Consider the following 19,709-nt stretch of genomic DNA (forward strand, 5'->3'; position numbering starts at 1 on the left):
AATTGACCTCTTCCTTTATTATTTTCTATTATTCTGCCTCGATTGTCAACTTAATGTAATAGAGGAAAGTTGCCACTTTCTGATTTTCACATAGATTTTAATCATCCACAAAGCTAAAAGGAGACCATCCGTCATCTAAAAGTATTTCCGCTAGCAAGGGATCCTCAGTATTTAAAAAAACTTGTCTCCCTAATCCTAACTTATTGAGATATTTTGCAGCATCTGCCCAAAAAGTTTGATCCCCTTCGGAGATTTTTCCTACTGAGAAGAATAGAGGTACCTCAGTAGTTATAGGAAGGGCTAATTGGGCAAGTGCCAAGCGATAGGAAAAATAGTTTCTTTTAACCACTGTTTCATTCTCAGTGTATTTACCTTTTTGGGAGAAGAAGTGCTCGTAAATCCATTGTTTTTCTTCACTAAGATTCTTTTCATATTTAGTTTGCCACTCTTGCCAAGACAAATCTAAGATAGCTTGGGCATCATTTAAGGCATGACGCAAATCTTCATAGGCTGTCCATTGACGTTTTTTGACTTCTATTTTTTTCTCAAGGACAGACAAAGAAGCAGCTTGTTCATCCCCCTGAAGACGAGTATTTAAGACTTCTAAATGCTGGTGTATTTCTACTCGCTCTTTTTCCCAGGATGTCATTTCTGCCAGCCTTTCCTTATTTGAAAGACGCTGTTCACGTTCGAGTTCAGCTAAAGGTTCAAGTATCCTTGAGAGTTGTTCTAGATCCCGATTCCCAATCTTTTTGACGAAGATCTCCGAGTACTTGGCCACTTCTTCTTTAACCGCATCTCTTTCTTGCAGCTGACCGGCTACATTCAATATGGCTGATAAGATTTCCTCCCGATCCCCCACGGGAATACCCCAGTTTTTTAAATTTTCACTCATCCCTTCAGCACAGATTGCTAGCTTTTTTTCCAGGTCTAGCTTTTGTTCTAGGTCCTTATTTAATTGATCTGTTTCTTCTGAGCGCTGTTTCTTCATTTGTTGATAGGCTAACCACCCATTCAACCATTCGCTAAAATCTGCCGCTTCAACTTTCGAAAGAGCAAGTTTTATGATTTCATTCCGTGAATCGATGATCCTGAGCAATTTTGGTTCTTTATTGACTTTTTCCTGCAGCTTCTCAATTCTCTTTTTTAGGTTTTCTACTTGTCTTTGCTGTTGTTGATATTCCTCTAGCCGACTTGTGAATTCCCGATAGTTTGCTACGTGATACCTTTGGTAATACTCAAGCAGATGGGCTGATAACCGTTCATTAATACTCTTTATTTTTAAGGGTTTAGTTAAAAGTTGATCCGTAATATTACATATTTTGTAGCTTTGCCAGCGGTTTAATTGTTTTTCTTTTCTAGTAATTCGGTTAACAGTATCTTCAGTTACATCGGACATCACTATTAATTTTGATAACTTAGTGATTTCCTCTTCATACTCTAATTTTAACTCATCTAACTCTTCTCTTACCAGGATAAGCTCATTAAGCCTGTCTCGAGCTGAATCTCTCTCCTCCATCACCCGCCGGAGCTGCTGTTCTTCGTCTTCTCTAAATCCCTGATAGGCTGAGGCTGAGAGTAGTTTTTGCATCTGCTCAATTAGTATTATTCGATCTTCTATTTCTGCAGTTAAACTTCTCACATCTTTCTGAAGGCAGGCCCATTCCATACATTCTTCTCGAAAGTTCTCTATGATCTCCCAATCGACTGCACCATCACTGGAAATCGCCCTAAGGCCTTCATCTAAACATTGTTGGCGCTCTTCCAGCCTGCTTATCTCATCTTGAAGTTGGCGCAGCTCACGATAATCTGGGTTTTGAGCAAGACAATCAAGGCGTTGATGGATTTTGTGAGTAAGAGCAATTTTTTCAGATAAAATAGCTTCATTTTCTTGCAAATTCTTAATCTCAATCAGGAGCAGTCGATTGGCTTCTTGTTGTCGATGAGCATTCTCCCATTCATTTCGTAAGGCATCGTATTCAGCCTTTACCAACTCCATACTCTCTCTTTGATCTTTAACTCTTTTTTGAGCACCAATCAGGGAAGCTCTCACTTTAGTTAAAGAGAAATCCTCATCTCCACCTTGGCTAAGGTTATTAATTCGCAGAAACAAGTTGTCCTGACTGTCCTTATCCGGCCAAGTAATTCTGCCACCTTGTAGAAAAGCTTGCAAGCGAGCCCGAAATAAGTATTCTCCAATGGTCATCTTTTCTGGCAGATTAACTTTGTACCCATTTCCATCTGAAAAGGTAAGTTGTTGTGTTATTTGGCCGTCTATTTGGATGTTTTCATAACGAACCATGAAGTGATGATTATCCTCAGATATCCATACCTCAGCTGCTGCATTATCTTTTTGCTTCTCCAACAATTGGGATTCCTGTTCATAGAATAGCTTCATCAGTAAATCATCTAATAGTTTCTGATCATTGATGTCTCGATTAATTATCAGAGTTGGAACTGTAGGGAATATCCAGTCGATATCCTTTAGATCTCTAAAATTACTAATTCTAATACGTTCAATCTTCATCTACTATCCGCCCCTGCCCAAGTGCTGTCATTCCAATTTTTTGCACGACTCCCCAATACTCTTTGTTTTCCGATTCAACCGCTTCTGACAATCTTGTTTGTAGTTTGCCGGAAAAAATTTGGGCGAGTGTAGGAAAGCCTTCTTGAATATTTGCTTTAGAGGCCCTAGGCACATCCACATAGGTGGGGTCTGGTTCTTCGTGAGCAATAACTTCAACGAATTGAAGCTCTGCCATAAGCAGCTTCTGTAAAGGAGATACTAACCTTTCAATCTCTAATTGGTCCCCAGAGATATTAATCCTATATAAATTTTTTTGACGTTCATCAGGGCTTAACTCTTTAATTATTTTTTCAGCTATTTCTGCAAGAGATTCTTGAGACTGAACTGTTATATTTATTTCATAGTAACAGCGTTGTCCCAGTTCTCTAAATTCAATACAGGTTGATCCTTCTCTAATTTCTCCCAAGATCACACCATGAGATCCAATGTCTACAAAACTTCTAGCCTCTATCACTCCACAGTCTGCCCAGATAGTCTTTCCAGCCTGCTGTATTCCGCTCCATCCTTCCAGATGTCCGAGGGCTAAATAGTTTACCCCACTGGCAGATATTTGGTCTTGCTTAATGGGTATAAGTCCTTGGCTATTCCCTTGTGAATCTACAACAGCGTGAAGAAGCATAATCTTTAGTGTCGTATCATTAATAGGAGTGAAATCATCCAGAAATGATTTCTCTTGATGATAGGCAGTCCAGCCTGCCCCATATATTGTTAGATTATGGGACGGGAGTTTGACACTTTTAATTCCACTTGAGAATATATGGACATTCCTTGGCCATACTGTCAAGCGATAAGCGGAGGATATTGTAAGCGGGTCTCTCCTGCCCGGGGTGATGAAAACTTTGGTTCCGTCCAATTTTCCAAGCAATTCAGCGACCCGCTCGACGGTCTCCTGGCGTACATACTGCTGTTCAAATAGATTACCGGTTAAAAAAAGTAATTCGATTTTTTCCCCTTGACAAAGAGATAATAGAGCCTGAAATGTCTGCCACAAATCTTGATTCCTTGCTGCTGCCCACCTCTCCGGTCCATCCCAAGCGGGGCTATCAAATCGAAAACCAGAACACTGTATGAAACGTACACTTTCAGCCATTTATTCTCACCTCATCCGGTACAACCATTCGTTATTTAAGTTCTGTACTGTTACTTAAATCGACAGAAAAGGACTCACCTTTATTCATGGCATAATGCCCAGACGCATAGGGATTTCCTTCAACTGTAATATAAACCTTATCCACCCCGTAATAATTTCCCAGGGTATTAGTGATGCTCTGCAAGATTAAACCCTCATAACTAGATCCGGCAATCATTTCGCCTCTCAATTCTTTACTAAAATCAACATAAACTGCGTTATCCTTGTTTAAGTAAAGACTCTTTATCTTGACATTGGGACCTAATACCGGAACAACATCCCCTTTGGGTAACTCTTTAAATGCCCTCTCAAAAGAAGCTTTTGTTAGATCATTGGTTTTAAAGGATAGTATTTTGCTGACAGTATAAAGCTTATCAACATTACTATTGGGATAATAGAATTTGACTGTTTGGTTCAGAGATACATCACTTTCCAGTTTGCTTAAAGTTGAAGTGACCTCAAAATCATCTGATGTAAAAACTGATTTTACAAGTCCAATATTCGGGGCATAATAGTCTTGAATTTTATCATCTTTACCCTCTGTAGTAACTTCTAGAGTTTTGTAAGTGCCTGAAGGTGTAGTTATATCGGCTTCTATATTAGTTATCGAACGTTTTCTCCCATCCGCCAATACCCATGATGTTCCCACCACAAGTGGTTCTTGCAACAGAATTTCTTCACTGTTACTTGGGCTTTGGAGTAAGTTTTCTCTAAAGTAGCTTTCCCCTCTTGCTAACCGCAAGGTCAGCTTTCCATTATCCAATTCCAGCACTTTTACCGTCTCTGTTCCTCCATTATTAGAACGAGTCTGAATCCGGTTTCCTTCAATATAATCAACCATAAGGTTATATGAGGCATACTCAATTCCTTTGCCCTCATAAACGTAGTTTGTATTTTCTTTGAATGAACAATAATCTTGGATGCTTAGTACCTTAGTTTCTGGGGGTTTATCATCAGAATTACTGGCCGCAGAGCCACCCTTATTGGCACATCCGTTAAGTAGAACCAGTGTGAGTAATATACTAATTAGGTATACTAGTTTCTTCATTTTTTTCCCTCCTCGGTGGTTTGATGTTAGTATAGCACTTCTCGGTCTATTTACACAGTTAAGATCCCCAGAGTTAGCGAACTTGTTTCAAAAAACTAATTCTTCGCATAGCGTAAGGTTCCTAAAGCTAAAAATATCAATCTGCGGGTTATGACAAATTATTGCAGGAATTAGACGCTGCTGGTCGAATTTACTATTAACCAAGAGAGAGGAGGCAATGCAATGTTTGTACTTATCTTATCCCTTATCTGTTCATTGCTTATTGCGGTGTTTGCCATCCAAAATGCTGGTTTAGTGACTATTCAGCTCTTCTGGGTTACTAGGGATGTGCCCTTAGTCTTAGTAATCTTAGGTTCCACATTTGCGGGAGCTTTAGTAATGCTCCTTTTAGCAATCTGGCGGGAACTGCGCCTTAAGTTAAAGTCTAAACAACAGCCAATAGAGCAGTGTCAAAAGAGCGACTCTGCTGGCCAACAGGCTATTTCCCCTTTGAAGCCGACAGATGGGGCAGAATAATTAGCCCCCATGGCGCTATGAAGCACCAGCAGGATAAAATTGGGTCGTTCGGGGCAGGGCGACTTCGTCCACATCCTGCAAGACCCATGCAATGGGTTCACTCCTGTGGATCGAAGCCGCCTGTCTTTTGGGTCTGTTATTCTCAAGGATGTTTTGGGGCTTTCAGCGTATAATAAATTAAATAAACGAGACAGATACCTATGCTAAGGTTCTGTCTCGTTTTTTATTGGTTATTATACTTCTATAGAATAGGCGGCTGATGGATTAGGGGCTAATATTACAAAACAAGACATGTCTTTATCTCCTGTGTTTTTCAGGCTGAAAACCTCAGCCCCTTTACAGTGGATAACGTCTCCTTCGGTAATCTCATGTATTTTATCATCTACCCCCATTTCACCTTGCCCGACAAGCACGTGGATAATTAGGTCACTTTGTTCATGGTGGTGGGGCGGGACTCCTTGACCTGGTCTAAAGTTCAGAACGAAGTTCAGAACCCGAGATTCATTAAAAAGTATCTTTTTGGTAAGATTATCATCTTTATAGACAATTTTATCGGCGATTTTTTCAATTTTCATAAATAGACCTCCATGCTTCATATTTTTGTATTTGTTAATCATATTCTTTTTAACATCGCTTAAACTACTTCTGACAGTGAGGGCAAAAAAAGGCATTCCTCCCCCCTACTTCCGACTTTTGAATATCCTCCCCACATACTAAACAAGGTTTGCCGGTACGATCATAAACTTTAAAGTAGGGATTATATCCCCCTGTAAAGTCATCCCAAGAGGCAAAGGGTTCCTCCATGTCTCCGCCAAGGCGAATAGAATCTCGAATAACTCTGACTAAGGAATCGAATAGATTCTCTTTTTCAGCAGCATCTAATGTTGAAACTCCTCGGGTTGGCAGTATACCTGCACTAAATAATGCTTCATTAGAATAAGCATTTCCTACGCCGGAGATGTTTTTAGGGTTCATCAACCAAGGTTTGATCATTCCCCTTTTCCCTTTCAACAATTTGGCAAAGTCCTGGTTGTTGAAATCCGGTTCTAAAGGATCCTTTCCTAATTCTTGCAATTTCGCATCCAAATTAACTTGATCAAGATAGTGCAAATAGCCCAGGGTCAGATTACAAAAAAAGAGTATCAAGTCATCGGATAGCGCAAAAATCACACTAGCTCTTCCCGGAAGATCCTTAACTATGCTTTTCAACTCTTCTGCACTGCTTTCCATGATCACAGACTGTAAATTTTCTGCTTTTTGGCTATCGGTCTTTTTGAGAGTTTCGGAGTCAAGTTTTAAGAGAAATAGCCTGCCATCGAGCATCATATGAGTCAGTAAAAAATCGCCTTCCTCAAAATCAAATATTAAATATTTGCCCCGACGCCTAATCTCTTTAATTCTCTTCCCCTGTACCTTTGCGCTGAATTCTGATAATTCCAGGTTAATGCTTTTAGCTCGTAAGATCTTAACCTCACTAATTTCTTTGCCTTTGACCCATTGATTTAAATAATTTTTATAGATCTCCATTTCAGGAACTTCAGGCATGGATTCTCAATCCCCTTTCGGCACCTGTAGTTATAATTCCACTAGGCCAAAGATTAATGCAAGCTTTAACCTGCTTAAGCTAATTCAGTTCTAAGAGGCTTTTATTTTCTTCCTTATTTGAGAAGACTATTGATTAGTTGATTAAGGAAGGATGGAGTATGATGATCAAAGAAATATTTTCTGGTAAACTACCGGCTGTTTTGAACAACCCTACACCCTTCATACTGGAATTTGGTTCGGATAGATTTCCAGAAAGCCAAAGGCTTCATTCAGTTCTAGAAAACATCTCCGATAGTCTTCAGGATCAAGTTCAACTATACTATGTAAATGTCGATAAGGTTCCCGAAGTCAAAACTATGTTTCAAGTTGAGGATCTTCCTACAATGATTCTTTTTAAGGACGGTGAACCTCTAGACAAAATGATTGGTCACCATTCTGAGCAAGAAATTCAAAAATTCCTGACTCAATAACTCATTCACCCTAAACCGGACAATCCCAAGTGGACAAATCTAATTAGAAAACTTGGCTAGCGCCCGAAGACACAGTCTTCGCACGTATTAGCCTTCTTGCAGCCTTCAGGGATAGGCGGTCGCCAAAGTTGCACTTATGCTTAGACGAAGACACTGTCTTCGCACGTATTAAGCCTTCTTGCAGTATGCAACTAAAAGTTATACTTTCTGACTAGTACAAATTAGGAGGCTAGCCCAGCTAGCCTCCTAATTTGTGTCCAAGCTATCCTTCGTTTACATGCCTCCCACCGGAGGGGAAAAAGCGACTGTATCCTGGTTTTGAAGGACTTGCCCAAATTCTGCTTGGCAATTGTTGACCATACAGATGGCAACTTTATCAAGAGGCAGGTTATGTTTATTAATAATATCAATTACGCGGCTATTTTCCTGCAGTTCTGTTTTTTCTTCCTTGAAACGTCCCTCACGAAGATCTCCAAAAAGCTTGACATTAACTTCCATTTTTTACCTCCTTACTGAAATACCTTAAATTTCATTGCGAAACTCCACTGTTCTCTCTAATCGCTGTCTCGGTATATTCACTTTATTAACTGCTAATTATCGGTGTCATTATGGGCTTAAGTACTGAGCTGAATGAGTTTTCTTGATTAAATCTAAAACTCAAATACTTTATCGAGCTCTTCCCCTGTGAAATCCCAAGTAACATTATGGGGAGGCACAGGTTCGCTGAAGAATTCGGGTAAGCGGTCGTCCTTCTTGGTAAACCCAGCGGCTTCATTGAAAGCCCTTTCCGTTTTAAGAATATTGCGGCCCAGATCAAACCAATCATCTACGGATAATTTCGCCCCATACTGAGCATTAATCATGTCAATGAGGGCATGAGAGACCGGCTCATAATCCAAAATCGCAAAGGCCGTAAAAATACAAAGTCCGGCACTATCAATAGAGGCAGTGGCAATTTGCAAGTTTCTGGACAGCTCAATTTGACCCTCTTTGGCCAGAGGATCTATTTTACCGCCAACATTTAAAACGTTCGAAGTCACAGAATAACCAGCAGTATGGTCTGCTCCCATGGGGGTTGTAGCATAGGTTACACCGATCCCCTTAACGGCTCTGGGATCATAGGCCGGTATACTCTGATGTTTAACCGTCGGAACCCTCGTCACTCCAAAAGCCTGACCAGTAAAATCAGCGCCGTTGCCCAGGATTCGACCGAGAGGAGTACCTTTTTTAATCTCTTCTTTAAATAATTTTAAGATTCCATTACCGTCCCCCCAAGGAATCAGTCCTGCTTCCATAGCCACCATCATGGTTCCTGCTGTTTCGATGGTATCAATGCCAATGTCATCACAAATCTGGTCAACATGAGCAATAATATCAAGATCATCTACAGTACACCCTGCCCCAAAGCCCCAAATAGTTTCATATTCAAAACCCGAGGTCAGATATTTTTTATCTTTATCATTATAGGTCTGGGAGCAACGAATAACACATCCTACATGACATCCATGAGTGGGATCTCCGTCTCTGCTCATAATGGTATCGTACATAGTTTCTCCGCAAATCTTTTCTGCTCCGTCAAATTGACCAATTCGGAAGTTCTTAGTCGGCAATCCACCTGCTTCATTAAGAATGTTAACAAGGACATTCGTACCATATTTAGGCAAGGCATCCCCACTTACCGGGTGACTAAGTAATCCTTTGTTAAAAATTTGGGCAGCATTCTTAAATTTTTCTTTATCTTGAATCTTTATCCCTTCACCATCATTATCATCAAGAGTTATAAACTTAATTCGCTTCGAGCCCATGACAGCACCCAGACCGCCACGTCCAAGACTTCGGATATGACCCTTAGGATCCTTTACAGAAATATTTGCTGCGGACATTTTATACTCTCCGGCCTGTCCAATAGTAATCACGCCGGTATTTTCCCCATATCTCGAAGTTAGTGTATGGATTACTTCATAATTGCCCTTGCCTAAGAGTTCGGTTTCTTCCTTGATTTCCACGCCATCTTTATTAACATGGAGACAGTACCATTGATCCCCTTCTGGGATATCTTCAATAATCAGAGCTTTAACCCCTAGTTTTGCTAACCTTTGAGCGGCAGTACCTCCCGAATTGCTCTCTTTAATCCCCCCTGTTAATGGGCTTTTAGCACCCGCCGATAAACGTCCGGCATTGGCTGCCATAGTACCCGTCAGTAGTCCGGGAGCAAATACTAATTTGTTTTTTCTTCCTAGAGGATGAGAAGTTGGTTCAACTTCCTTGGCGACAATCTCCGAGGTAAGCCCTCTGCCCCCAAGAACCTTCCACTCATCAGGCACTTCTTCCGCAACAAATGTGAGCTTTGACATATTGACACGATATATTTTCACTTCTGAACCCTCCAAGAGCCACAATTTTGTGAACTGTTAGCTTCACATAGCTTATTATTTAACGTGAACTCTTGTACTATTCCTTCGTGTAATCATTTCAAAGATTTTAAGCTTTGTATAGCTATTTCGGCCATAAATCTATACCCATCCAGACTAGGATGGACTTCATCGACAAAAAGCTTCGCTTCCTCGCCTGCCTCCAGGCGCTTAGAGTAAGGACTGTAAAAATCTACCAAAGGCAAACTGTTGATTTTAGCACAGTCTGTTAACCACCTTCGGTATTGACGGAGAAAAACCTCATCATCAGCTACTAAGGAAGGGGTAGGCAAGCCAAGTATAGGGATAATTCCATGTTCTCTGCTCATTTTCACCATCTCTGAGAAATGGGGAGTCACATTTTCTAAGGGATATTTAGCATAGGCATCATTGGTGCCGCCAAGAATAATCACGTGGGTCGGATTATTTGATAGAACATCAACCTCGAATCTATCATTCATTTCTTGCGTTAGATTTCCGTTAATCCCTTTGTTGAGAACTTCACATTCAAGTTCTTGGGCTAAATAAGTCACCCAAGATTCTTGGGGAGTATAAGGATAGCCTTCGGTAATTGAATCACCAATTGCAACGAATTTCATAACTTTTTCGGACTCCTTCCTTTGATTTCGGTTGAAGATTGAGTGCTTAAATGGGTAATTAAGTACAGTTCACTTTCGGTCTAAAAACACAATATACCGGTTAAGATGTATTTGCTATCTTAACCGGTATATTTTTACAGGGACGTATTAGGCATTTTTCATCCTCTGCTGGCTGGGATAGCGGCATAAAAGTCTACTCGACACGTACAGCTGTCCCCGAAGCGCTAACCATCAGCATGCTGCCACTTTGACCAACCACTTCATAGTCCAGGTCAACTCCAACCACTGCATTAGCTCCTAATCTTGAAGCGCGCTCTTCTAATTCTCGCAAAGCAATTTGTCTGGCTTCTTGCAGTTTTTCTTCATAGGCCCCGGAACGCCCGCCAATGACATCTGTTATGCTTGCAAAGAGATCTCGCATTATGTTAGCACCCATAATAGCCTCACCGGTAATTATCCCAAAATAAGCTGTAATTTTATGCCCTTCGATAGATGGTGTAGTTGTCACAATCATGTTATTGCCTCCCTATACATCTGGTTTCCTTTAATTATAAACGATATACCATGTATTAACAATCAATCGTACTTCTCATTAATGTTTCAAAAATTATTAAAAATATGCTTAAAATATTATATTTCAACTGGTTTATTGTAGTATACTTGGATTTATTAGATTTAATGGAACATCTGGAGGCTAATGATGAAAGTATTTAAAGCAGTTGAAATGAACCGCTGTATTGGCTGTTTATCATGTATGATAACCTGCAGCGCCGTTAACCAACAAGACCATTCCATCTTAAAAAGTGCTATTCGGATAAAAACCAGTGGTGGACTAACAGGCAAGTTTGTGGCGATTGTCTGTCAAGCATGTAAAGATGATGTACCCTGTGCTGAAATCTGTCCGACAGGGGCACTTATAAAACGTCCAGCCGGAGGAGTTTTATTAGATAAAGATAAATGTATCGGCTGCGAACTTTGCGTTAGTGCCTGCACTGTTGAGGCAATTCATTTTGATCAAGAGACTCAAAAACCTATTGTCTGTAAGCATTGTGGTGTCTGTGTTCGCTTTTGCCCCCACGGCTGTTTACAGTTAGTTGAGGAGGTGCAGTAATGTTATACGAAAAAACCATTAGGGTTCTATACATAGACCTTGCTGCAAGTAAGATCGAAGTCAAGCAGCGAACAGATTTGAGCGAATATCTCGGGGGAGTCGGCATAGCCACAAAATTACTCGAAGAAACCGTTAAACCTGAACTTCCTCCTCTAGCCCCCGAACAACCCATTATCTTGGCGATTGGCGCAATATCAGGTATCTTTCCACTGGTAACTAAGACCGTTGCTATGTTCCTTTCTCCTCTTACAGGAGAAATGGGGGAAAGCTACGCAGGAGGCAGACTAGCTTTAGCCTTATCAATGGCTGGCTATGACGCTGTTGTAATTTCCGGAAAAGCGTCCCGACCTTCTTACATAGCTATTGAAGGAGATACTGTCCAAATCAAGGATGCCCGTCCCATTTGGGGGATGGATTCGGATGTTGTCGGACAATTCCTTCGAGATTCAGAAGAAGGCCGAGGCAGACGCAGCATTTTGCGGATCGGGCCAGCCGGTGAAAAGATGGTCAAGTTTGCCAGCGTATGTGTTGATACCTATCGGCATTTTGGGCGTCTGGGCTTAGGGGCAACTATGGGCAGTAAACTTGTTAAAGCGATTATTGTCTCCGGAGATAATACGACCAAAATTCAGAATTTCAAAGACTATTTCCGCTCTTATCAAGAAATCTTCAAATCTGTCACTGAGACTGATTTAATGTCCAAATATCATGACCTGGGGACAGCTATCAATGTTGAGTCTGTGAGCGCTTTAGGTGCCCTGCCCACCAGGAATTTGACGGAAAATCACTTTGACGAAGCCGAGGAGATTAGTGGTGAAGCCTTCGCCGAAAAAAGCCTAGTAAGAAAGATGGCCTGTACGGGCTGCCCAGTTGGCTGCATTCATATTGGCCAATTCCGTCGTAAGTTTGACGACGGCTATGACTATGAATCCGTTAGCGTGGCCTATGACTATGAATTAATCTATTCACTTGGAAGCCTACTGGGTATCCCTAAAACGGATGAAGTATTACAGCTGATTGAGGTTGTGGAAAAAACAGGTATGGATGCCATCTCTGCGGGTGTTGCCTTAGCCTGGGCCACCGAAAGCCTAATGCAAGACATTGTCACCGAAGAAGATACTATTGTCCCCCTAACCTTTGGCAATTCAGAAAACTATTCTAAGGCTATCCGCTATTTAGCAAGTCGAAGGAATTCCTTTTACGAAGCTCTCGGAGAAGGAACCCGCTCTGCCGGAGCAAAGTTTGGCGGAAAAGACCACGCTCTCCAAGTTGCAGGCAATGAAATCCCCGGCTATCACACGGGCTATGCCAATTTAGTGGGTCTTACCGTAGGTGCTCGACACTCCCATCTATGCAATGCGGGTTACTCAGTTGATCAGTCATTAAAAGACTTTGACGAACAAAAAGCTGTCAATAAACTCTTTGACGAGGAACTTGAACGCTGTCTCTTAAATTCTCTCGTTATCTGTCTCTTCGCTCGAAAATTATACAATCGGGAGACAGTGCTAAAAGCTCTTAGGGCGGCAGGCTATCCTTTAACCGATGATGATCTTACCTTAATTGCCAAGCGAATATACTCCACAAAGCTGCACCTTAAAGAAAAACTAGGCTTCGACCCGCGCCAAGTCCAGTTACCTAAACGCTTCTTTAAAACTCCAAGCATGCAGGGAGTCCTGGATTCAACAATGGTAGAACGAATGATAAGCCAGTATGTTGAAAAATGCGAAGCCCTACTCGCCGAAAAAATATAATCACCTAGCAAAAGGAACGAGTCTTGAAAGACACTTGTTCCTTTTGCTAGGTGAGAAACATACGGCATTGTCCCCTTACTTTCACCCTCTCCGTCCCCCAGCCCCAGCCGACCAGAAACTAAGGGGACATTTTCTTAGTGAACACTTTAGTGAAGTTCACGATAAAGCGAGCGCCGATGCTGGAGGGCTAATTGCGCCCAGGTTCACTTCCTGCGCCGCCTAGAGGTTGGCGTAATTCCTTCAGCATCCAGCGAGCTCGTGAACGCAACGTGTGTGAACGGGCATTGTCCCCTTACTTTCACGCCCCCAAATTAATGCACTAAAAACTGCCTTACATCGTCAAGGGCTTTCCTCAAATTCTGAAGAGCTTCCTCACTCATTCGTCCTGAATTTTTCATCCTTTCGATTAGATCATCAGGACCAATCCCCTGCATTTTCATTGTATTGATAATCTCTTTTTCATCTCTCGTTAAATCTTCCCATTTTCTCATAATTAACACCCTCCCATTTTGTTAAAACAGCCACCTGCTTTGTAGCTTTTGAGTTCTGCCAATTTTTATGTATCTGCCCTTGTTTTTTTAGATACCTAATTAAATATTTTTATGAAAAAATCAGTATAACCTAAACTGAACACCTTAGTAGTCTTCGGTTTAAATAATACTGATTTTGTCATATAACCTAACTATAGAAATCGTGCGAAAAGCTAGGGTGTTCTTAAAACTCTAGCTGATTACCAGCGGCATCTGACCTACCAAAGCCAGATTCAGTCTCTTTTCAACGGCTGCCCAATTAACAATCTGCCACCAGGACCTAACATATTCCTTGCGTTTCGATAGATAATCCAGATAATAGGCATGCTCCCATACATCCATTACAAGCAGCGGGATACCTCCAACCTGAAAGAAATTCTGATGTTTCTCGATTGCCAGGATTTCTAAGCGTCCCCATCCGGGCTGCCATACTAACCCAGCCCAGCCAGACCCTTCTACATTAATTGCAGCCTCACTAAACTGTTCTTGGAAAGCAAGAAAACTTCCAAAATAATTAGCCATTAAATTATGAATTTGAGTACCGGGAGTTTCCCACCGATTCCCAATAGGGGCCATCGAAGTCCAATAAATGCTATGCAAAATATGGCCGGAACCATGAAAAGCAATTTCCCGCTCCCAATGTTTAACAAGACTGTAATCCCTCTTACCCCGCGCTTCAGCCAGTTTAAGCTCCGCCTTATTCAAACCTTCCACATAGGCTTTATGATGTTGACTATGATGTATTTCCAGCAATTTTCCACTAATAACCGGCTCAAGAGCATGATAGGAATAAGGTAATGGGGGCAATCTGTGTTGTCCCAGCGGCACTGTTAAGTACTGCATAAGTATCCCTTCCTTTTATGTGAAGTCAGTTTACAACCTAATATATTCATCACAAACTTTTTCGTACCATAAAAGCTAAAGGGACATTTGCCCAGAGGTTAGCCCAATTCCTTTCCTTCAGCACAGCGAGCTAGTGATCGCAGCGTGTGTGAACGGGCATTGTCCCCTTACTTTCACACCCTCCGTCCCCTAGCCCCGTCGACCAGAAACTAAGGGGACATTTTGCTTAGTGAACACTTTAGTGGAGTTCATGATAAAGCGAGCGCCGATGCTGAAGGGCTAATTGCGCCCAGGTTCACATCTTGCGCCGCCCAGAGGTTGGCGCAATTCCTTCAGCATCCAGCGAGCCAGTGAACGCAACGTGAGTGAACGGGCATTGTCCCCTTACTTTCACCATACATTACTACTTTCACACCCTACGTCCCCCAGCCCCGCCGACCAGAAACTAAGGGGACATTTTGCTTAGTGAACACTTTAGTGGAGTTCATGATAAAGCGAGCGCCGATGCTGAAGGGCTAATTGCGCCCAGGTTCACATCTTGCGCCGCCCAGAGGTTGGCGCAATTCCTTCAGCATCCAGCGAGCCAGTGAACGCAACGTGTGTGAACGGGCATTGTCCCCTTACTTTCACGCCCCTACTTTTGCGGCACATAATTATACATTTTTAACGCCAAGGTAACCACAAAGACCAGCAGTCCAAAGGGTAGAAGAGCAACAGCATACTCAACTAGGGACGGCGTATAGGCCCAAGAACTGACAAAGACCGGCACCCCCTCTTGAAGCTGACCAATTGCCACCGGATAAGCCCAACTTTCAATCCCTGCCCCTGGAATAGCTAAAGTAAGGGGGATTGAATTAAAGGCCGGGTACATCAGCATTAAACGATGAGCAAATACTCCGATAAAAAGAAGCAAACTTCCGATTATCAGGGCATTAAAACTATTTTTTCCTTTCTTAGTTAAAAAGAACACCATGGTAAAAGCAGGAAGCAATAGTTCTGTCCCATAGAGAAAGCCATAGTGACTGAAAATAAGGGAAAGTACTTCCTTACCTTCAGGGCTCCCCCACCAGCCATGGATCAGCAAATCTACGGAAACAAAGAAGAAATGAACAACCAATGCACCTGCTACGATTAGGGCCATCCTTTGAAAGGCTTCCTTATACTGCTCAAACTGGTCTTTTCCCACTGCAAGCAAGGCGATAACCAAGACAAAGGCTGTCCCAGAGGCAATTGCCACAGAAACAAAGTCCGGCGGCAGCACTGCCGTATTCCACCACCCTCGGGACTCTTGAGTGGCGAAAATCAAGGCTGTCACTGTATGAATTAAGATGGCTACCGGTAAACCTACAAGGGCAACCCGTTTAGACCATTTTTTCGAGAAAGCCTCAACATATTCTTGGGGGTGACTTTTAGTCCACCCATTTAAAAACCCCCGTCCTTCTTTTTTCCAATCCGGCAATAGTTGAACATAGACGCTCAAGAAGGTGATTAGGAGGTAGGCTGATATAACCACAACATCCCAAACCAAAGGAGATTTGAAATTGGGATAAACAAAGATATTCCAAACCCGATCCACCCGGCCCATGTCTGGAAAGATCATGGCCCCTGCCCCTAAGATGCTGGCAAAGGCAGAGAGGGAGGCAATTCGAGTAAAGGGCTTCAGTTTTTCAATGTTAAAAAGATACACTGAAGAGGAAATAATTAATCCCCCGGCAGCCACCCCTACAAAAAAAGCAAAGGTTGCAATATATAAGCCCCAACTAAATGGATTTCGCATATTGGTGACGATCAAGCCTTTGTTTATTTGGTATCCCCAGGCGATTAAACTAATCAGAATCAAAACACCTGCCAGACCCAGTATTAAATTACTTTTTTTCATGTCAATCCACCTCCTTTAGCGTATGGGCTTCGCCGGGGCCAAATAGAATACCTTGGGTGAAGTACCCAATTCTTCTTTTAAGCGAATGGGCTGCCGCTTTTTAATTAGTTTACTGACCTCGGAGTTAGGATCATCCAAATCTCCAAAAAGCCGAACCTTCCCGGGGCAACCCCGGACACAAGCCGGTTCTTCCCCTTGAGAGGTGTATTGAGCACAGAAGGTACATTTTTCCACCACCCCCACGGGGCGATTGGGGGTGAATACTAATCTGCCGTCTTTATCCCGAAAATCCTCAGGATATCCATACTCATAACCTTTTTCATACCCAACCCGTTCTTTGGCCTTTTTCGGGTCTTCCCAGTTATATTGACGAACTCCATAAGGACAGGCAGCAATACAATACCGACAGCCTATGCAGCGCTCATAATCGATGAGAACTACGCCCTGTTCATCCGTATAGGTAGCCCCTGAAGGACAAACCTTTTGGCAAGCCGGATTATCGCACATTTGACAAGATACAGGCAAAGATTCCATCTGGAGTGCTCCGTCTTTGCCCACGGCGGCTTGATGAAAAGAAGCCCCAGGAGTAAATACTCTATTCCACCAAGTTCCGGGCGGCTGTGCATTATGGGATTTACAAGCAACAGCACAGGAACGGCAGCCGATGCAGCGATCTAAATCAATCACCATCCCCAGTCTCATAGACTATCACCAACCTTTCTCACATCACAAAGGCATTCATTCCAGGCAGTGTTGGGAGACCACATTCCGGGAACAAAGTATAATTCATGAGTAGGTTTAATAAAGGGATAGGTTAAAGAATTATAGGATGCTCCTTTTAGATAACGGCTCCACCACCCTTGTTCAAAAACAGCCTGTTTTCGCCCAACCCCCGGATCGATAATCGCATAAGCTGTTAGTTTGCCGCGATCATTATAGATTTCAACTTCGTCCCCTTCTTTAATCCCTTTTTCTTGGCCATCTTCAGGGCTAAGCCATACTCTTGGCTTCCCCTCTTGAAGCTCGTTCATCCAGACATTATTAGAATGGGTTGAGTGGACGCGGTAAATTGCATTGCGAGTGACATAACAAAACTGATACTTTTCCTTAGCTAAGGGATTTAAGGCATATTCGCTTTCCTCAAAGGGAGGTTTATGGACAGGCAAGGCCTCACCTGCTTGGAGCATGAGATCTTCATCTTTGTAAAATTCTATCCTCCCACTCTTCACAAACTGAGCGGTTTGTTCAAGTTTGGCCGGCAGGCTGACTGGCGGAAAAGGTTTTTTATGTTGGACTTGTTCATAAAAGGGAATCTGCCTACCTCCGGGGACCTCGGACTTCAGGCGAACCGGGCCTTTTCTGAGGTGTTCCAGAGTAATACCAGCCACTTCAGGTCCACCGGTTTCCAGCAGGAGTTCGATGACTTTTTCTGCTGCCTGATTAGGCTCCAGGTCAGGATAAAAATATTTTTCAAAGTCCGGGTTAAGCCGTTTGGCTAATTCTCGCACAATCCAAAACTCCGGTTTTCCCTCATATAGGGGATCTACCGCCGGTTGCTGGAGTTGGAGGTAAGGATGTACCGGAGTGGCCACCAGATCTGTCTTTTCATACCAGGACACAGCCGGTAATACAGCATGACTGTACTGGCAGGAGGTTGTCATCTGGAAATCAGTAGTGACGACAAATTCCAAATCCTCTTTCTCCACCATTTCCCGCAGTTTATTGGACATGTTGTGTTGATCAAAGGGATTACCCCAGCCCACAATAAGGGCCTTTATTCCGTTTTTGGGCCACTTGGCTTTCATAGTTTTAGTGGGGCCGTGAAGAACATAGAGAAAGGGCAGCCAGTTTTGTTTTTTCCCTTCCGGAACCCACCATTCCGCAACCTTAAAACGAATTCGATATTGGCCCGCATATGTAGATATTCCGGCACCGGGCTTGCCAATATTTCCGGTAAGAACCGGCAACAAGGCTAAAGCTCTTCCTTTCAGATCACCGTGATACCACTGATAATTTCCTGCTCCATAGATAACATGCAGGGGTTTGGTGCCAGCCATTTCTCGGGCAATCCTCAGCAGATCATCTTTAAGGATCCCTGCAGTTTTTTCAATCTCTTCAGGTGTGTATTGGCTTAAATTTTCTTTTAGTAATTGAAAGGCTGGTTTGACTTTGACAGTTTCACCTGTTTTTAAGGTCACATCCACTTCCCCTTCGATCACCACATCTAATGGCAGGTCGAGTTTTTCCGGATGGACTGCCATAAACTGTCCATTGTAGGCAACATATGCTTCTCGATAGGCTGGAGTATCTGAGGGTTTAGTCAGGCCTTTTACCTCATCAGCCTTTAGTCGTTTACCATTGTCTACACGTACCAGGAGGGGCAAGTCTGTAAAGGTTTTAATGAAGTTAGCGTCGTAAAGAGTCTCTTCGATCAATACCCGCGCTAAACCCAAAGCAACTGCTGCGTCACTGCTGGGTTTAATGGAAAACCATTCATCGGCTTTAGCGGCAGTAGGACTAAAGTTAGGATCAAAAACCATGATCTTGGCACCCTTATTTCTAGCTTCTAAGAGGAAATGGGCATCAGGAATTCGAGTCGCCAAGATATTCGAACCAAAAACCATAACGTAACGAGAATTATGCCATTCTCTTGGCTCAATTTCTTCACTTTGAACTCCAAAGGTCATTGGCCAAAACATCGGTAAGTCCCCGTTTTGATCGTAGGCATGATGCATTGTCCAGCCTGCTAAAGTCGCTAAACGACTGACCGCCCCTTTTTGAACGTATCCGGTTCCACCTACCTGAAAGATTACCCCAATTGATTCCGGCCCGTATTTCTCGGCAATTTCCTTCAGGCGTCCTGCTGTATAATCCAAGGTTTCATTCCAGGAAGCTTCTTTAAAATCTCCTGAACCGGGTTTTCCCTTTAAGATAAGGGGTTTCTGCAAGCGATCAGGACCATAGATTAAATTAGTCATGGATAGCCCTTTCAAGCAACCACGAGGATTGTACTCTGCTTCGGGATAATCAGCAGCTTGAATAATTGACTTAATCTCACCGTCCTCGACAAGGGCATTCATTCCACACGCCCCGGTACAGTTCGGAGAACAGGTTGTTCGCACATAGTTAATTTTAGAGTCGCCTTTTTTTGGAGCAGCTCCTGCTTGACGAATTACAGAAGCTGTGCCTATTGTTCCTGCCACGACCCCAGTAGCAGCTGTTAATTTAAGAAAATGCCGGCGAGTGAGTTTCAGATTCTGGGTTCCCATTGTATGAACACCTCCTATTGG

The 19,709-nt window shown here is 42.7% G+C and carries 18 protein-coding genes; 4 read left to right on the plus strand and 14 right to left on the minus strand.

Going from position 1 to position 19,709, the window contains the following annotated elements; all coding sequences use genetic code 11:
• Positions 1-97 precede the first annotated feature (97 nt).
• The 3 genes from DP73_RS13190 to DP73_RS13200 are packed head-to-tail and all read right to left on the minus strand — an operon-like array spanning position 98 to position 4,764.
• Entirely contained in the window at positions 98-2,527 is a 2,430-nt protein-coding gene (locus tag DP73_RS13190) for a hypothetical protein (RefSeq protein WP_034600116.1), read from the minus strand.
• On the minus strand, positions 2,517-3,677 hold the full coding sequence (locus DP73_RS13195) for a hypothetical protein (protein ID WP_034600117.1): 1,161 nt from the start codon (positions 3,675-3,677) through the stop codon (positions 2,517-2,519). The genes DP73_RS13190 and DP73_RS13195 overlap by 11 nt, the downstream gene beginning before the upstream one ends.
• A 31-nt stretch (positions 3,678-3,708) precedes the next feature.
• Positions 3,709-4,764 (minus strand): GerMN domain-containing protein, encoded by a 1,056-nt coding sequence (locus DP73_RS13200; RefSeq protein ID WP_034600118.1) that lies wholly within the window; start codon positions 4,762-4,764, stop codon positions 3,709-3,711.
• A gap of 222 nt (positions 4,765-4,986) precedes the next feature.
• Here DP73_RS13200 and DP73_RS13205 point away from each other — a divergent pair, with 222 nt between their 5' ends.
• Positions 4,987-5,280 carry a LapA family protein gene (locus DP73_RS13205; RefSeq protein WP_034600119.1) on the plus strand — a complete coding sequence of 98 codons (294 nt, stop codon included), beginning with the start codon at positions 4,987-4,989 and terminating at the stop codon, positions 5,278-5,280.
• A gap of 233 nt (positions 5,281-5,513) precedes the next feature.
• Here the strand turns inward: DP73_RS13205 and DP73_RS13210 are convergent, their stop codons facing one another.
• Both DP73_RS13210 and DP73_RS13215 read right to left on the minus strand, forming a co-directional pair.
• The gene (locus tag DP73_RS13210; RefSeq protein WP_034600156.1) at positions 5,514-5,855 is read right to left on the minus strand and encodes a cupin domain-containing protein; all 342 of its coding nucleotides are present in this window, start codon (positions 5,853-5,855) and stop codon (positions 5,514-5,516) included.
• Positions 5,856-5,919: 64 nt separating this feature from the next.
• On the minus strand, positions 5,920-6,825 hold the full coding sequence (locus tag DP73_RS13215; protein ID WP_034600120.1) for a DNA-formamidopyrimidine glycosylase family protein: 906 nt from the start codon (positions 6,823-6,825) through the stop codon (positions 5,920-5,922).
• 158 nt (positions 6,826-6,983) lie between these two features.
• On the opposite strand from DP73_RS13215, the gene DP73_RS13220 reads away from it, so the two are divergent.
• Complete coding sequence (locus tag DP73_RS13220) at positions 6,984-7,295, plus strand: thioredoxin domain-containing protein (RefSeq protein ID WP_242865758.1); 312 nt, start codon at positions 6,984-6,986, stop codon at positions 7,293-7,295.
• Between the two features lie 273 nt (positions 7,296-7,568).
• On the opposite strand, the gene DP73_RS13225 is transcribed toward DP73_RS13220, so the two are convergent.
• The 4 genes from DP73_RS13225 to DP73_RS13240 form a co-directional block, all read right to left on the minus strand.
• Complete coding sequence (locus tag DP73_RS13225; protein WP_034600121.1) at positions 7,569-7,793, minus strand: MoaD/ThiS family protein; 225 nt, start codon at positions 7,791-7,793, stop codon at positions 7,569-7,571.
• Between the two features lie 152 nt (positions 7,794-7,945).
• On the minus strand, positions 7,946-9,670 hold the full coding sequence (locus tag DP73_RS13230; RefSeq protein ID WP_081963050.1) for an aldehyde ferredoxin oxidoreductase C-terminal domain-containing protein: 1,725 nt from the start codon (positions 9,668-9,670) through the stop codon (positions 7,946-7,948).
• 92 nt (positions 9,671-9,762) lie between these two features.
• The gene (locus tag DP73_RS13235; protein WP_034600122.1) at positions 9,763-10,305 is read right to left on the minus strand and encodes an SGNH/GDSL hydrolase family protein; all 543 of its coding nucleotides are present in this window, start codon (positions 10,303-10,305) and stop codon (positions 9,763-9,765) included.
• Positions 10,306-10,498: 193 nt separating this feature from the next.
• Positions 10,499-10,819, minus strand: coding sequence for a heavy metal-binding domain-containing protein (locus DP73_RS13240; RefSeq protein ID WP_034600123.1), 321 nt, complete (start codon positions 10,817-10,819; stop codon positions 10,499-10,501).
• Positions 10,820-11,005: 186 nt separating this feature from the next.
• Here DP73_RS13240 and DP73_RS13245 point away from each other — a divergent pair, with 186 nt between their 5' ends.
• The gene (locus tag DP73_RS13245) at positions 11,006-11,416 is read left to right on the plus strand and encodes a 4Fe-4S binding protein (RefSeq protein ID WP_034600124.1); all 411 of its coding nucleotides are present in this window, start codon (positions 11,006-11,008) and stop codon (positions 11,414-11,416) included.
• The gene (locus tag DP73_RS13250; protein WP_034600125.1) at positions 11,416-13,167 is read left to right on the plus strand and encodes an aldehyde ferredoxin oxidoreductase C-terminal domain-containing protein; all 1,752 of its coding nucleotides are present in this window, start codon (positions 11,416-11,418) and stop codon (positions 13,165-13,167) included. Before DP73_RS13245 ends, DP73_RS13250 begins: the two co-directional genes overlap by 1 nt.
• Before the next feature lie 311 nt (positions 13,168-13,478).
• On the opposite strand, the gene DP73_RS13255 is transcribed toward DP73_RS13250, so the two are convergent.
• From DP73_RS13255 to DP73_RS13275, 5 genes are all read right to left on the minus strand, one after another.
• Positions 13,479-13,658 (minus strand): hypothetical protein, encoded by a 180-nt coding sequence (locus DP73_RS13255; protein ID WP_014902933.1) that lies wholly within the window; start codon positions 13,656-13,658, stop codon positions 13,479-13,481.
• 231 nt (positions 13,659-13,889) lie between these two features.
• The gene (locus DP73_RS13260; protein WP_034600128.1) at positions 13,890-14,540 is read right to left on the minus strand and encodes a superoxide dismutase; all 651 of its coding nucleotides are present in this window, start codon (positions 14,538-14,540) and stop codon (positions 13,890-13,892) included.
• A 634-nt stretch (positions 14,541-15,174) separates the two neighbouring features.
• On the minus strand, positions 15,175-16,419 hold the full coding sequence (gene nrfD, locus DP73_RS13265) for an NrfD/PsrC family molybdoenzyme membrane anchor subunit (RefSeq protein WP_034600130.1): 1,245 nt from the start codon (positions 16,417-16,419) through the stop codon (positions 15,175-15,177).
• Between the two features lie 15 nt (positions 16,420-16,434).
• Positions 16,435-17,121: a 4Fe-4S dicluster domain-containing protein gene (locus DP73_RS13270; protein WP_034600131.1), complete on the minus strand. Its 687-nt coding sequence runs from the start codon at positions 17,119-17,121 to the stop codon at positions 16,435-16,437.
• On the minus strand, positions 17,118-19,688 hold the full coding sequence (locus DP73_RS13275; RefSeq protein WP_034600133.1) for a molybdopterin-dependent oxidoreductase: 2,571 nt from the start codon (positions 19,686-19,688) through the stop codon (positions 17,118-17,120). Before DP73_RS13275 ends, DP73_RS13270 begins: the two co-directional genes overlap by 4 nt.
• Between the last annotated feature and the right edge of the window lie 21 nt (positions 19,689-19,709).

Source organism: Desulfosporosinus sp. HMP52 (assembly GCF_000765145.1).
GTDB lineage: Bacteria > Bacillota > Desulfitobacteriia > Desulfitobacteriales > Desulfitobacteriaceae > Desulfosporosinus.